The 14,342-nt window shown below is 53.8% G+C and carries 11 protein-coding genes; 5 read left to right on the top strand and 6 right to left on the bottom strand.

Annotation, left to right across the window (positions count from 1 at the left end; translation table 11 throughout):
* Window positions 1-59 precede the first annotated feature (59 nt).
* Both Q3Y58_RS18045 and Q3Y58_RS18040 read right to left on the bottom strand, forming a co-directional pair.
* Complete coding sequence (locus tag Q3Y58_RS18045; RefSeq protein WP_274220154.1) at window positions 60-1,304, bottom strand: arginine deiminase; 1,245 nt, start codon at window positions 1,302-1,304, stop codon at window positions 60-62.
* A 22-nt stretch (window positions 1,305-1,326) separates the two neighbouring features.
* On the bottom strand, window positions 1,327-2,709 hold the full coding sequence (locus Q3Y58_RS18040) for a basic amino acid/polyamine antiporter (protein ID WP_413697843.1): 1,383 nt from the start codon (window positions 2,707-2,709) through the stop codon (window positions 1,327-1,329).
* A gap of 845 nt (window positions 2,710-3,554) precedes the next feature.
* Between Q3Y58_RS18040 and Q3Y58_RS18035 the strand changes: the two genes are divergently transcribed.
* The gene (locus Q3Y58_RS18035; protein ID WP_319623217.1) at window positions 3,555-5,687 is read left to right on the top strand and encodes a hypothetical protein; all 2,133 of its coding nucleotides are present in this window, start codon (window positions 3,555-3,557) and stop codon (window positions 5,685-5,687) included.
* A 321-nt stretch (window positions 5,688-6,008) separates the two neighbouring features.
* Entirely contained in the window at window positions 6,009-8,207 is a 2,199-nt protein-coding gene (locus Q3Y58_RS18030; protein ID WP_319623216.1) for an inverse autotransporter beta domain-containing protein, read from the top strand.
* Window positions 8,208-8,415: 208 nt separating this feature from the next.
* Here the strand turns inward: Q3Y58_RS18030 and Q3Y58_RS18025 are convergent, their stop codons facing one another.
* From Q3Y58_RS18025 to Q3Y58_RS18015, 3 genes are all read right to left on the bottom strand, one after another.
* Window positions 8,416-9,303, bottom strand: a complete 888-nt coding sequence (locus Q3Y58_RS18025; RefSeq protein WP_319623215.1) for a homocysteine S-methyltransferase family protein — start codon at window positions 9,301-9,303, stop codon at window positions 8,416-8,418.
* A gap of 223 nt (window positions 9,304-9,526) precedes the next feature.
* Window positions 9,527-10,603 (bottom strand): SEL1-like repeat protein, encoded by a 1,077-nt coding sequence (locus Q3Y58_RS18020; RefSeq protein WP_319623214.1) that lies wholly within the window; start codon window positions 10,601-10,603, stop codon window positions 9,527-9,529.
* Window positions 10,604-11,067: 464 nt separating this feature from the next.
* The gene (locus Q3Y58_RS18015; RefSeq protein ID WP_319623213.1) at window positions 11,068-11,820 is read right to left on the bottom strand and encodes a tetratricopeptide repeat protein; all 753 of its coding nucleotides are present in this window, start codon (window positions 11,818-11,820) and stop codon (window positions 11,068-11,070) included.
* A 544-nt stretch (window positions 11,821-12,364) separates the two neighbouring features.
* Between Q3Y58_RS18015 and Q3Y58_RS18010 the strand changes: the two genes are divergently transcribed.
* Window positions 12,365-12,742: a hypothetical protein gene (locus tag Q3Y58_RS18010; protein ID WP_319623212.1), complete on the top strand. Its 378-nt coding sequence runs from the start codon at window positions 12,365-12,367 to the stop codon at window positions 12,740-12,742.
* Between the two features lie 441 nt (window positions 12,743-13,183).
* Here the strand turns inward: Q3Y58_RS18010 and Q3Y58_RS18005 are convergent, their stop codons facing one another.
* The gene (locus tag Q3Y58_RS18005; RefSeq protein ID WP_319623245.1) at window positions 13,184-13,636 is read right to left on the bottom strand and encodes a hypothetical protein; all 453 of its coding nucleotides are present in this window, start codon (window positions 13,634-13,636) and stop codon (window positions 13,184-13,186) included.
* Between Q3Y58_RS18005 and Q3Y58_RS19530 the strand changes: the two genes are divergently transcribed.
* Both Q3Y58_RS19530 and Q3Y58_RS17995 read left to right on the top strand, forming a co-directional pair.
* Window positions 13,577-13,801 (top strand): integrase core domain-containing protein, encoded by a 225-nt coding sequence (locus Q3Y58_RS19530; protein ID WP_413697842.1) that lies wholly within the window; start codon window positions 13,577-13,579, stop codon window positions 13,799-13,801. The genes Q3Y58_RS18005 and Q3Y58_RS19530 overlap by 60 nt on opposite strands.
* Before the next feature lie 344 nt (window positions 13,802-14,145).
* The gene (locus Q3Y58_RS17995; RefSeq protein ID WP_319623211.1) at window positions 14,146-14,325 is read left to right on the top strand and encodes a hypothetical protein; all 180 of its coding nucleotides are present in this window, start codon (window positions 14,146-14,148) and stop codon (window positions 14,323-14,325) included.
* Window positions 14,326-14,342: the final 17 nt, after the last annotated feature.

Here is a 14,342-nt window from a genome sequence, read left to right as displayed (position 1 = left end):
AGGGGCTTGGCTGTCGAAGTGACCGACAGCCAAGCTATTGGATCATGGTGACGCGAAGCTCAAAAATCGACAGGGTCGCGACTGATCGGACAGGTCATGCAATGCCCGCCGCCCCGCCCGCGCCCAAGCTCGGAACCAGAGATAGTGATCACTTCAATACCTTGTTTGCGGAGCAACGTATTCGTGTAGGTATTGCGATCGTAAGCAAAAACGACTCCGGGTGAAACACAAACGAGGTTTGCGCCAGAATCCCACTGTGTTCGCTCTCGAACGTACGCATTGCCACCAGTTTCTACGACCCGCATTTTCTTGACACCGAGTGCTTTTGAAACCGCGCCCACCCAGTCTGTGTTTTCTCTTCTGACATCAAGTTCGCCGTTTTCCTTCGGGCGAATGGAGTAGGGCGTAATTGTGTTAACGATATCTGGATACAAAAGGACGCAATCGCGATCTGCGAAGGTGAACACGGTATCGAGATGCATTGCAGCACGCAGCTTCGGCATGGCTGCCACAAGCACAACATCAACGACATCCTGCTCGAACAAAGATTTCGCTAGCAGCCCGATCCCTTGTCGAGACGTTCGTTCTGACATTCCTATGAGGAGGGTACGGTTTCCCGCAGGCATCACATCCCCTCCTTCGACAGTAGCCAATCCGAAGTTCTTTTGCGGATCTCCCCACCAGATATTCGTCTTGTCACGGAAGTCTGGATGAAAACGATAGATTGCCGTAGTAAGGAGCGTCTCGTCCTTTCGTGGTGGCCAGTAGAGCGGATTGACGCTACACCCACCATATATCCAACAAGTTGTGTCTCGTGTGTAGAGTGTGTTTGGAAGTGGGGAGATCAGGTATTGAGTTAAATCACCGCTGTGTCGGATCAAATCCATAAACTGCCCAGACAGATTTTGGGGGAATTCTTCAACCGACAAGCCGCCGATCAGGATCTCGGCCAGAGTCCGATCATTTAGCTCCTCCAAATAGCTGCGCACATCCTCAACAAGCCCAATGCCAACCTCATATTCCGTTACGCGGGTGTTCAGGATCCAATCCTTGGCCTCCGGAATTGCAAGTGTTTGAGTTAACAGGTCGTGCATTTCCACCACGTCGACTCCTCGGTCACGCAGTTTCTGCTGGAAATCAAGATGATCTCTTTTTGCAACATCAACCCAGATTACATCATCAAACAAAAGGTTGTCGCAGTTGGATGGGGTAAGCCGTTCGTGCGCCTTACCCGGCGAACACACCATTACTTTATTCAGTTTACCAACTTCGGAATGGACTCCAAATGCGGCCTGTGCGGTCATCTGACCCTCCTGCTTTTTTGTTTTATGGTGTTATTCGGCCAGTTATCAGCCCGGCCATGCCCAGGATGGCTCCAATGGCAATAGCGGCAAATATCATTGTTTCCCGCTTGTTAAAGAGAGATGCATTGTTCTCGCGACGAGACCAAACATAAAGAAGCGTTCCAGGTGCGAACAACACGGTTACGAGGATCACGTATTTCAGACCTGCGGCGATAAACATGAAGACCACATACAGGATAGCAATCCAGCTGACGATCATATCGGAACGGCGGGCTTTGGGTGTGCCTGCATATAGTGCGTCATCCCTTACCAACAACGCGCCAAAGCCTGCCACAAGGAGATAGGGTAACAAGGTGGTGACGCTTGTCATGTTGAGCATGAAATTGAAGGCATCTGCTGACCAATAGGTGGAGATTATGAATGCTGAGATCACGATGTTGGTTGCCCACAAGGCTGCGGCAGGCACCTTATTGGCGTTTTCATTAGCAAAGATACGTGGCATGTCTCCAGACTTGGCTGCAGCAAACATGACTTCTGCGCAGATGAGACACCAGGCTAAGTAGGCTCCCAGCACCGAGACGAGTACGCCAATGGAAATGAACCAACGTCCCCATGGACCGGCTGCTGCTTCAAGCGCCCCGGCTAGTGAGGGCTGACGAAGGGCCGCTATCTCGGCGCGCGGCTCAATCGCATAAGGCAGCAGGGTGATCGCCACCATCAACCCGGTTACAGCAACGAACCCCAGAATGGTCGCAGTGCCAACATCGGAGCGCTTCTTGGCAAAGCGTGAATAAACACTTGCTCCTTCAATGCCTATAAAAACGAACACGGTAATCAACATGGTGTCGCGCACCTGAAAGATCAGGGGTTTTTCGGGCATTCCAACACCACCCCAAAAGTTCTCCCGGAAAGTGTCAAAGTTGAAGGCAATTATCATGGCAATGATGGCGACCAGGATAGGCACAATCTTGGCGATAGTCACAATGAAGTTGACGGCAGCGGCCTGCTCCACACCGCGCAGGATTAAGGTATGAAACAGCCAGACCCCGGCGAGTGAAACCAAAATGGAGATGAGTGTATTGCCCTCTCCAAACATCGGAAAAAACTTGCCAAGCGTTGAGCCGATCAAAACCCAATAGAATACATTCCCAAGGCATGATCCCAACCAATAGCCAAAGGCTGAGAGGAAGCCCATGTAGTCCCCAAAACCCGCTTTCGCGTAGGCAAAGACCCCGGCGTCAATCTCCGGTTTACGCTCCGCTAGAAATTGGAAGACTCGTGCGAGCATGTACATACCCGTACCTGCAATCAACCAGGCAATGATTGCGCCAAATGGACCTGTCGCCATGCCGAAGCGCCCAGGAAGATTGAATATTCCGGCACCTACCATGGAGCCAATGACCATTGCAGTCAGCGCGAAAAGTGAAATCTTACTTGCTTGTTGATGTTCTGGCTGCACTGTTCACTCCTGTCTTTTGACGACAGTTCTTTTTTATTTTTACTTTAGATCAACCGGAGAGTTGCTGAGTTTGCGATGTATTTCAGGGACCTTGTATTATACTAGTGAAATTAGTTTTATACCCCATTAATAATTTGAATAGGATTTGGTGACTTAAGGTAATCTCAAGTTAAAATGAAATCAAGCGCAAATTTATAGGAAAGGGTTACTTGCCGCCGCCCGTTTTAATACGATGCCCGGCGTCAGGTAAATAGGTGCGGCGAACGGATGGAGTTGAGGTTTTTGCTGTAAAGCGCTGGCAAGCCATGTAGAAGGATATATCTTTCTAGAGCATTTCCCGCTTATTCTGGCTCATATCCCGTCGCAGTGAAGTTCTGTCATACATTTGCCCCTCCCGATGCTGGAGTCGATGAGCTTCTGGAGACAGTGAACTTGCTGAGAACCAGGTGTCAGCCAGCCCGCGATCAGTGGAGGAGCATGATGTGCCCCTGTCCTGCACCCCATCCGCGCCGGATCCTTAATTCCCTGCAAGATAGTGAGACTAGATCCCCTTTTCTTCGGAAAAAAGAGTGCCGCTTCAAGTGTCTACGGCAAAAGTTGCGAGAACATCGGCAGCTTTTCTGGCCGGTGCATGGTAGGTGTCGAACTCACGAAAATTCGAATTTTTCAAAGTTGAAGAATCTTTCCTATTTCCCGAAATACGTGTATTAAAACTACCTTTATTTAGTAATGGCTAAAAACACTAGTATTGCGGGTGTCAGGTGAGTACAGGTTTTTTTAAAAAGCACTTTTTGTTGACGACAACTGCCATCAGCATGGCTGTCTTGAGCCCGGCGACCGCTATGGAACAGGTGGATCACCCATGGTTTGATCGTTCTGATATCGGAGTTCGGATCGATGCGCCGATGTTGCCGCAGGTCAACCGATCCGGCACCCGGTTGCTGGTGTATCCCAATTATGATCCGATTGATGACTGGGTGTTTGCAGAGGAGCCCACTTGGGATGGGCCGCCCTTCTTGGTCCAGATTTTCTTGACGGATGCTTACAGGAACAAGAATCTGATCATCGGCAGTACGGGGAACTCTTCATGGGCATTTTCTATGGGGAGGCTGAAGCGTCTCAGCCGGGTGGATCCGAATGAAAGCTTAACATGGACACTTGCAACTTACGATAGTCTGTCCACTTCAGCAGAAGATTTGATCATCGGTCAGGTGAGTGCCGATGACATGGCCCTGACCGGGTCCATGCAGTTCAATGCGGGGGAAGGGTACACGGCCGTTTACTGGTCCACCAATGATCTGGCGGACAAGGGCCAGATGATCGATATCGGCGGCCTGTTCTCCTCCGGCTCACCGCTTGCCTCAAGTTATGGCCGGGCGATCAGCAGCGATGGCCTCACGGTTGTTGGCGATAGCGCGCCGGACATCTCTCAGCTGTCGTCCATGGCACCAACGCTGTTTCCTTATGAGTGGCAACCCTACACTTTGGCGGGATCGCAAGCTTTTGTTTGGAGTTCGGGCACCATGTCGGCGCTGGACAACCTGTCCGCGGGCGTTGGCGCGGAAAGTTCTGCTCAGGCGGTCAATTCAGACGGCACCGTCATTGTCGGCCTTGCGTCCAATGACAGCAACGAGCTGCGCGCCGTGCGTTGGGATGGCACCGGCATTACGGATCTGGGCACGCTGCGGGCCGACCAGAGCGGCCAGTCTCTTGCCCGGGCGGTGAGCGCTGATGGACAGCACATTGTTGGCGCCGCACAGGCGGATGACGGGGCCTTCAAGGCAACTGTTTGGAACTACGGTGTGGCAACCAATCTGGGCACGCTGAAGGCTGATAACAGCGGCACCAGCTATGCCACCAGCATCAGCGAGGATGGCAAGACAATTGTGGGCTTGTCGGATACGGACAATGGTTTTGGTCCCGACAGCTCCGGGGAATTCGATGCATCCATCCGGCCGTTCATCTATCGCAATTCCTTGCAGGACACCTACAACGTGGCCGCTTCCATGCAGGACGTCGCCACCGACATGGGGCTTGCTACCAACCGCATGGCCGAGGTGACCAGATGGATGGCGCGCAGCGGTGCCCTGCCCGCGCAAGCTGGCAAACGGCAGATCGGCATCGGCACCTACGGTCTTCTGGATGATGGCTCGCGGTCAAACAGCTTCATGGCTTCTGCCAGCATGCGCTTGTCAGAGCGGTTCGGCTTTGGCGGTGCGGTTGGGGTATCCAGCCGGGGCGACATTGGCGACACGGTTTCCGCTGATCTTGGCTACAGCCTGGCCGCCTTTGCCAGCTATCGCCCGGCCATGGGGGAAAACTGGACGTGGGACGTGCGGGCCTCCGGTGCCTATTCGGCGCTTGATGGCACCATTTCGCGGGGCGACGGCTATGCAAATGTGCAGGCCACCAACGCAGATGCGTCTTTCAACTCCGTTTATGTGGGGTTGGACACCCGCCTGAACTATCAAGCCCTCGACAGGTTGACGATCAGTCCCCACGCGTCGTTGGGTCTGGCCCATCACCATCGCGGGGCCTATGACGAAAGCATGGGGCTGGATACGTCAGCCCACTATGACGCGCTGGACCTGACGGAGCTTTACGGCGGTTTGGGCGTTGAGGTGGCGCACCAACTGACCGACAGCATCAGCCTGCGCGTTGACACAGGTTTCGACGTGGATTTGGCGTCGGACGACCACACCTTGACAGGCACCACCACCTTGCCGGGGTTCGAGACGGTCGATATCGACTTCTCCGGGGACCGCAACGCCTTGCGCGGCTATCTGGAAACGGGACTAAGCTATGCGGTGACACAGGCGGGGTCGCTGGACCTGTCGGCGCGCATGTTCACGCCGCACTATCAAGAGAGCGGCAAGAACAATGTGGACTTTGCCTACTCCGTGCGCCTCAACATGGAGTTTTAAACGGCTACCACCCTGCCCGCCCCAACCACGTGGGGCTAGTCGCGCGTTGCGACGGTTCAACCCGGTTCCGCAAGGAGCCGGGTTTTTTGTGCGCTGCCCTGATCTGGACATCAAATAAACCGGCTTTTCCGGGTATCCAGACTGTTTAATATAATTATGAATTATTGACTCAAGTTAATCTTGGCGGTAAGCGACAGCACCGCCACCCAATACGTGTTTTTCCACGCATCAGGCAGCTCCCTCCCAGATCACCCGAGGCCCCGATCCCAGGCGGTCGCGTCCTTTATCGCCCGCGTCAACGGAAGGCGCGCTGGCGACGTCATGCGTAATCGAAAGCCAACCATGCAACTCAGAGATTTTTCAAAAGCTCATTTCCTCGTACCATCCTCCCTCGCCATCTCCCTGAGCCTGCTGGCCAGCACGGCACTGGCAGGCGATGCTCATAAATGGCATCCCCATCTGGAAGTCGGCGGCAAATTCAGCAATAGCCGGAATATTGGCGAGACGACGGTGTTCGTGCCGCTCTTCCAAAACGAAACAACGCTGTTGTTTGGGGACGTAAGAGGCCGGTTCGATAACAATAGCTCTGAAGAAATCAACGTTGGTGCAGGCGTTCGAAAACTGTTCAATGATCAATTCATCATCGGCGGCTACGGTTTTTACGATCTTCGCAACTCAGAGTATGGGCACCAATTTCAACAAATCACGCTCGGAGCTGAAGTCCTAACTGAGGCCTTTGAGCTGCGCGGAAATGTGTATCTACCCATTGGAACGACCGAATACAGCAGTGCTGCAGGCGATACGGTTGCCCTCTCCGGTTCAAGTATACTGTTTACAGAGGGGCAGGAACGCGCCCTTCAGGGATTTGATGCCGAAATAGGCGTGAAAGTTCCATGGACCAGTCTTACCGAGGACGGAACCGATGCCCTGCGCCTTTACGCAGGCGGCTACCATTTTGACGATACCGGCGTTGACGCCATTTCCGGTCCGCGCTTTCGTGCTGAATACACTTTGGCTGACCTTGTAACGCCTGGCAGCCGCCTCTCGATCAATGCGGAATATCAACACGACAGTCCACGCGGTAGCCAGACATTCTTTGGTGCCAAACTGCGCCTGCCCCTTTACGGAACAGCCCAACCGGCAGGTACACTCAGCCCGCTTGAGCAGCGCATGACCGATACGATCCAACGAGACGTTGATATCGTTTCAAGCGTTGGTGCTTATGGACGCACATCGGTTGGCGTAGATGCCGCAACGGGCCGCGAGCTGTCAGAGGTCAAGGTTGTTGCGGCCAGCGACGAGACCACCTTGCGCGCTGGCATCGAAGGCGCAGAAACCGGAGACATCATTTTCGTTCAGGGGCCTGCGGGCGGCATCGATTTGACCTCCCCGATTTCACTGCGAACAGGCCAATCCGTCGGATCGGGTTTTAATGTCATCCATCCACAAACCCAGCGCACCGCGTCTTTTGGGGGCGCCTTGCAGCTTCATGGGTTGAATGACGATCAAAACATGGTTCACATGGCCAGCAACACCAGTTTGAGCGGTTTTGAAATCACGGGCGGACGACACGCGGTGTTCGCGGACGGCGCAGACAATGTGCATATATCGAACCTGCACATCCATGATATCTCGGGCTCTGCCATCAACGTGATGAACAGCGATGAGGTTTCCATCTCGCACATTGCCATGCGGGAAGTTGCTTATGACGATGACTCCAAGTTCCAGAACAGCAACCCCAATGGCAAGGAAAATGGCGTTGGTCTGCGGCTTTACAACGTCACCGATGTGAATGTCGCGCAGGTAGATATGAACCGAGTGGCCATGGGCACACTGTTCAACAAGGTCAGAAACGCCAACATAGATGGTCTTTCAATCACTTCCACGCAGAATGAGGGCTTCGTGTTCCACAATGTGCAGAACGCAGTGATTGAAAATGTCGCCATTGAAACTCTCGGGCAGGATGCGATGGCGTTTGTCGTTTCCGGCAACATCACAGTGCGCAACGCATCCACCAAGCACCTTCCAAACCCGGAATATGGCTGGTCCAGTGGCATCAACATTACTGATTACACGGGGGACCCGGAAGTTGATGAGGCAACACGCGCGAGCGCCAACAAGAACTACAGTTTTGAAAACATCAGCATTGATGGCGCCGAAGGTCATGGCTTGTATATTCAAGGCATCGATGACCTTGCGCTCAAAGACGTCACCATTACCAATATCGGGCAGAACGGCATGTTCCTGAACATGTGGGAGGGCATGTCCAACGTCTCTTTGGAGAATGTTGTCATTGATGGGACCGGCACAACCGGGATCTATCATGCCATGGGCCAGATGAAGAATATCAGCGGGGATCTCACGATCAGAAACACCCCCACGCTCTGCCAAACCATGGCCTTCTCAGGAGAAGACTTCCTGACGCAAGAACCCGGAAACGAGCTTCGGGTGAACGGCAAGCTCATCACCCCTGAAATGATGGCGACACGCGAGGCGTTCAATCAGCTTTGTGCGCAGTAAAAAAAATGAGCCCGGGACTGCCCGGGCTCCTTAAGAATGCCAATGATTTGTTCTTCGCTGAACCTGGTGCGCTTCATCTCTGGTCCTTCTCGATGGGCCAGAGTCTATTTCAAACTGGGCTAGCTACATGGGGCAACGTCAGGCATTTTTAAAGCGCCCCTCCGAACAGTGCTTTACCCGAAGGCCCCTGCTGCTGCGTCTCCGGCGTTCAGGTCAAACGCCGCACGAGTTCTGCAATATGAGCGGGGCCAACTTCACAGCAGCCGCCGATGATGGTTGCGCCCATTTTCGCCCAGTGCTCTGCAAAGTCGGCATAGGCGGCCGGTGAAAGGTCCGAGCGTGCAGAGAGTTCCGAGACTGTCGCACCTTCTTGGACGAAGCTCTTGGTAATCCGGGTAAAGCCGTTGGCGTAAGCGCCGAAGGGTCTGTCAGCGGTCTTGATGACATCAAGACCGGCACTCACCGCTTCAGGCGTGGAGCAATTGATGAGCAGGGCATCAATCTTTGAGGTCGTGCGCATCACCTCTTCCAGCGGCTCGCCAGAGCGCAGCTTCGTGCCGTCCTGGTCATCCACGGAGACACCAAGCCAGATCGGTTTGTCATGGCCAGTCGCCCCGGCCACTGCCGCGCGGGCCTGTTCCAGTGAAGACGCGGTTTCAATGAGAAACAGATCGACCAGCGGCGCTTGCAGGCGGCAAATCTCCCTGAAGCGCTCAACAGCATCTTCGGGCAACGGGCCCACCCTGTAGGAGCCGATCAACGGGCCGAGCGCCCCGGCAACGCGGCCAGCCCCGGCGGCATCTCTGGCCGCGCAGGCGATTTCACAGGCCGTGCGGTGCAAGGCTTCGAACTTGTCATCGATCCCCGCCGGCATCAGCCTGTCATGGTGAATGGCGTAGGTGTTCGCGGTCGCAACCATTGCTCCGGCGGCGAAAAAGTCGTCGTGCACCGCGCGCACGAGCGCCGGCTCATCAAGCATGACCTGTGTCGCCCAGAGGGGCGTCGGTTCGGCCGAAGTGCGGGCAATCAGCTCTTGCCCCATGCCGCCATCCAGTATGGTGATCATCCCCGCCACATTCCCCTTGGTTCTTTTCATTAGTGGTATCGTTTTATACACACTGGAAGGCGCTGGCGGCATCCTCAAGGTGCTGCTTGCACCTTCGGTTAACAGCTTTTCATCAGGGGGGCGACCGCGGCGCCATCAAAGACCTTTTCTGGTCGAACGCTAGAAATGTGCGTCAAGCTGGCGAACATGGTGAGCGGTGCAACAGGAGGCGCACCTGCCTGCTGCATGCATCTCGATGATCTGCTCGACGTTCTCAGCGGCTGTTGATCTTCCTATGCAGCTCCCTAGCCTTCTTCTGGGCCTGAGTAAGAGACAAAGGGTCTAGCTGTTCGCCTAGAATATCCCGCGCCTTCACGTACCTTTCATCCCCACCAATAGCAGCCAAGACAAACCATTGGTAAGCTTCTGTAAAGTCCTGCGGCACGCCTTGGCCTTGGGCGTACATTGCGCCGATGTTGGCCTGCGCATCGGCATTTCCCTGTTCAGCAGCAAGGCGGTGCCATTTCATTGCTTCTGCATAGTCTTGTGGCACGCCATAGCTGTGTTCGTACATGACACCAAGATTGTGCTGCGCAATTGCATGCCCCTGCTCGGCCGCAAGGCGGAACCACTTCGTCGCTTCTGCATAGTCCTGCGGCACGCCTTCGCTTTGTGCGTACATAAAGCCGATGTTGGTCTGCGCATCGGCATTCCCCTGCTCAGCAGCAAGGCGGTACCACTTCATCGCTTCTGCATAGTCCTGCGGCACGCCTCGGCCGCGTTTGTACATGTTACCGATGTTGGTCTGCGCATCGGCATTCCCCTGCTCAGCAGCAAGGCGGAACCACTTTACCGCTTCTGTGTCGTCCTGCACCACGCCTTGGCCGTTTTTGTGCATGGTGCCAAGGTTGGTCTGCGCATCGGCATTTCCCTGCTCAGCCGCAAGGTGGAACCACTTCGCCGCTTCTGCATAGTCCTGCGGCACGCCTTCGCTTTGTGCGTACATAAAGCCGATGTTGGTCTGCGCATCGGCATTTCTCTGCTCAGCCGCAAGGTGGAACCACTTCATCGCTTCTGCGTCGTCCTGCAGCACACCGTGGCCTTTGGCGTACATGACGCCGATGCTGTCCTGCGCGAGGGCATTTCCCTGCTCAGCAGCAAGGCGGTACCACTTCGCCGCTTCTGCATAGTCCTGCGGCACGCCTTGGCCTTTGGCATACATAACGCCGAGGTTGAACTGCGCAACGGCATCCCCAGAGTGTGCCTGTTTGACATTTTCTTCCAATGTGCCAGCCACAGCAGGAGCCAACCATACAAACGCACACACCAGTGCACTGAAAATAATACGCATCCCCATCCCCTAAGCCACAGGCCCCCAAAAGTACCCTGAAATCAGGTGGGTTCTACTACAAGATGCATCGGAGATAAAGGAAGGTTGTGACGGCGAGTGCTACCCGCGTATCTGACCGGCATCGCCAACTCGTTGGCCACGTTTGGCTCTAGTCGATTGCTCTGATGTTGGCGGGTCTTGATTTGCCTCGCCTGAGGGGCCTCCGCTTTACCAGAGCGTTCGTGATCACCCCGTCACAGCACTGGCCGAAGAGACACGCCAGAGCAAAGTCGACCTACCGGATATCGCCGCGCCAAAGTCACTAAACCCCGCTAACTATGGGATGATTACCAAGCCATCTTGGCAAGTCGGCGCCGCGTGTGAGGGGTGATTTGAAGGGAATGGCATAGGCCCATCCCCCCCAGTAGTGACTGTATGAACTGCCCTGCCTTGCCGTTGGTTTTTGGCGTTTAGGGCCGCGCTCCTCAGTGGTTGTTGATCTTCCTATGCAGCTCCTTAGCTCTCTTCTGGGCCTGAGTACGAGACAAAGGGTCTAGCTGTTCGCCTTGGATATCCCGCGCTTCCACGCTCCTGTCATTCCCACTGATGGCAGCCAAGACAAACCATATGTAGGCTTCTGCATCGTCCTTCGGCACGCCGTAGCCTTGTGCGTACATGACGCCAAGATTGTGCTGAGCAGGGGCGTGCCCCTGCTCAGCAGAAAGGTAGAACCATTTCATTGCTTCTGCATAGTCCTTCGGCACGCCGAGGCCTTCTAAGCATATGACGCCAAGATTGTGCTGAGCATGGGCAAGTCCCTGCTCGGCCGCAAGGCGGAACCACTTCATCGCTTCTGCATCGTCCTGTGGCACGCCTTCGCCTTTTGCGTACATGACGCCGAGGCTGTACTGCCCATCGGCATTTCCCTGCTCAGCCGCAAGGCGGAACCACTTCGCCGCTTCTGCATCGTCCTGTGGCACGCCTTCGCCTTTTGCGTACATGAAGCCGAGGTTGAACTGCCCATCGGCATTCCCCTGCTCAGCCGCAAGGCGGTACCACTTCGCCGCTTCTGCGTAGTCCTGTGGCACGCCTTGGCCTTTGGCGTACATGACGCCGAGGTTGTACTGCGCACCGGCATCCCCAGAATCTGCCTGTTTGACATTTTCTTCCAATGTGCCAGCCACAGCAGGAGCCAACCATACAAACGCACACACCAATGCACTGAAAATAATACGCATCCCCATCCCCTAAGCCATAGGCCCCAAAAAGTTCCCTGAAATCAGGTGGGTTCTACTACAAGATGCATCGGAGATAAAGGAGGGTTGTGACGGCGAGTTGTGCCCGCGTATCTGACAAGTTCGGGCAATCCGCTATCCAAAACAATCTGGCTACGGCGAGTTAACTGATCGTCATCCTCGATGGTGTGCTGATGAAAGAAACCGGCAAGCGGATCAGAGAGTTCCATACCGACACCGGTGGTTCACAGGTTATGTCTTTTCCGTTCCGGCTCTCTTGGGATAGCGCTGCATTCCTCGTATTCGGGACCTATGATACCAACGCCCGTATGTGTTCGACATCTCATCAGCCTCCAGGGAGTTGCGCGGTCTGATTGGTGGCAAGGTCCATGAAAATCTGATCGCGAAGAATTGGCCGGATATTCTGCGCGCCGCTGCGACCTTACGGCAGGAAACATATCCCCAAAAGCTTATGCATCTCTTTGCAATTTCAGATTGCATTCATTTGATGATTACATACTATGAGTTTACTTATTGGGGGTAAACAATGCGCAAAAAAATTTTCATCATTCTAGCTTTTGCATTCACTTTTGTATCACTCCAAGGCTGTATGCCAGCATTGATTGAGGGTGTTAGTCCTAACGGTAAGAAATTGGAGTTCAAATATTACCCTGGTGGAGACAAACTCGATGATCTTCTAATCATCGAAGGCAAAAACTACTTTGGTACAGCTCAATACCAGATGGATGATCCGTTAGCCGATATCGGCTTCAGATTCAACAATGGGATAAAAGTACAGGCCGAGTGCATTCGCACTAGAAGGAACTTCATAGATGAGATTGAGTGCGTCGAATACGAAGTCTACAGAAGTTCATTTGACCATGTTCCTGAAGGCAGCAAGTTTTTCATGCCAGAACTGTTTTAAGTTCTGAGGGAGAAATTCACATATTGAGCAGAATAGTCGGGGCTATTATCATTTTATTCGGGTTTTATACTCGATAGAAGACGTTGATGTTCCGGCTATCGTTGCTGACAGCTATTTTATGATTGGCGGGCTCGGTGTGGCGGCTGCTCGTTTTTCATAGTTTCTTTTGGTCGCAGCAAGAAATCTCAAATCGAGCAAGAAGCAAGAAGACTCGCCGAAATCGACAATCGGAACAAATGAACTTCCATAAGAAGATTAGCTGTATTCTTCTTGACCAAACAAGGACAGAACGCATCATAACCAGCCTATGAGTGCATTCTGGAAAACTGTAGCCCCTATATTGCCTTGACCCGCTACACCCCTGAAGAATAAGTCAAGATACCAAACGTTCGCGCCGACAATAGACCCTGCCGAAACTCCCATGAGGGCCTCCTGGAAAGGCTAAATCGGCAAGAGCTCAATGAGTTCGACTGCCTGCCCTGAATGGTTCTGGCAGTGCTCATAAGCCTGACTGAACGTGTTAGGGCGATGGTAGCCGTTCGGATTTGGCTTACCATGTTTTGGAAGGCCAAAAGCAAAGCTGTCCGCCAAAGTCTGCTGCCCGCAGGGATCAGTCCGGTCATCCCACCAAAGCCAAACTGCAAGGGACCAATACCCTTGCGCAGCAATCGATCTGACAGCGTTCAACTCAAACCCGATTGCCATCAGATCATAGGCCAATGATGCTTGGGTTTGATCGAGGCCGGTGGCGCGCATCACCAGTTGGACACCGAAAGGCAATGCCTCCTCTCCGGTGATCAATTGCGCAAAACCAGCACCGGCCGTATCCGCTCCATGGGCTGCCACCAAGACAGATGCCGTAGCACAGGCCGTTCCTGCAGAAGCGGAGCACATCTAAACAGCGCCAGCCACTTCAGCCGCGCCAAACACAACATCAATCGCTCCGGCAATCCTATGCAAAACGGTTTTATCGAATGCTTCATTGGTCGCCTACGGGATGAGTGCTTTAACGAGCATCTGTTTAATAACCTACCTCACGCTGGCTCCCTAATTCCCTGATGGCGCGACGATAACAATCACGAACGCCCCATACTAGTCTCGACGGGCTGACACCGTTGGCGCATCCTAGATGGTCTTGGAAATACCAAAAACAGAACAGCGCTAACTTATAGTCGCGGGTTCTTTGAGGAGCAGGTCAGCCTTTATGTCGAGTCAGCATGACCGCAGCTGCAAACAGTATTGTCACAGGGAGCAAGAGCCCATTCGGCAGAACGCTTGCATTTTTAGGTTTCCCTTAAGGCAGGTTTTACGTCTTCAAGCTAAACGTGACCATGGGTTAGCTTGGCGGCCAGCAAGGCTAAGGAGTTCAGCCCCAATAAAAACTCTTTAAAAAGGTCGAGTTAATGACCACGCGCCTTTGGTTGATCTGCCTCTCATTGATTTCAAACATTCTAGCATTGGCTCTGCCGCTCGCGCTGATACAGGTCTATGATCGGATACTCGCAAATCAAGCCGTAGGCACGGCGATTGTCATTTTTTCAGCAGTAGGCCTAGCCATCCTGTTTGATGGTCTTGTGAAGTAAGCCCGTGCCTCCATTTT

The sequence above is a fragment of the Nesiotobacter zosterae genome (genome assembly GCF_033843645.1).
Classification (GTDB): Bacteria; Pseudomonadota; Alphaproteobacteria; order Rhizobiales; family Stappiaceae; genus Pseudovibrio; species Pseudovibrio zosterae.
Note: the sequence above shows the minus strand (reverse complement) of the source record. Positions and strands in the feature narration are given on the sequence as shown.